The sequence below is a fragment of the Pseudomonas sp. CGJS7 genome, from assembly GCF_036961695.1.
In genome coordinates this window covers 1-794 of the sequence record NZ_JBAMDI010000315.1, presented here as the reverse complement: position 1 = coordinate 794, position 794 = coordinate 1, and the positions used below count along the sequence as shown (strand labels likewise).

Genomic DNA, 794 nt, shown 5'->3' with positions numbered 1-794 from the left:
AGGTTGCGCAGGGCGGCAATCCGCCGTTCCAGCGCGTCGCGTTCGGCGAGGAAGCGCCGGTATTTGTCGACATCGAGGCGCTGTGCCAGGCGTGCGCCGTTGGGGGAGTAGTCTTCATGGGTGAGGGCCTGGAAATGTGACTCGGCCGGCGACAGGGCGGGCCCCCGGCGTGACGTGCCAAGCCTGAACGCGGCCAGTTCCGGCGAAGGGGCATCCGCCGGGTACAGGCTTTCCAGCGTCTTGTTCAGCAGCATGGCGACCAGGTTGCGATGGTGAAAGTCGCGGCTCTGCGGGCTGAGCTTTTCGGCATCCAGCCGGTAGCATGCCGGCACGCGCTCCTGCTCGGGAGGTTGGGCGGGTTTTGTGTGCTCCAGTTGCTCGGCCGGTATCAGGTCACGCAGTTGATGCTGGTAGGCCGAGACCGACAGGCTCAGGTCCAGGGCCATGCCTTCGGCATCGGCGAGCGCCACCACCACCGGCACTTTCGGTTGGGTCCAGGGGTAGTGCCGGGCGATGGCATTGAGGTTGCCGATGGGTAAGGTTTCGGTGATCGGGTCGCTGCTCCAGGTCAGCGGCATGCGCCGCTCGGTTGGCTTGAAGTCTTCGACCCAGGTTTGCAGGGCACTGACTGGCAACACATTGGGCTGGGTGGACGGCGCCTGGTTGCCGCTCACCAGCTCGGCCATGTCCAGCTGGCGCATGTGCCGTTTGCGCAGGGCTGCCGAACCGGTGATACGGGCGGTGATGGCGTTGGTCCACAGGTGCGGGCTGTAGCCGATCCACACTTCCTTGGC

Annotated in this window: 1 protein-coding gene; it reads right to left on the bottom strand. The window is 65.7% G+C overall.

Annotated features, from left to right (window positions below):
* Positions 1-794: toxin VasX (locus V7787_RS52855; protein ID WP_336095460.1), on the bottom strand; the 794-nt coding region annotated here is incomplete at both ends.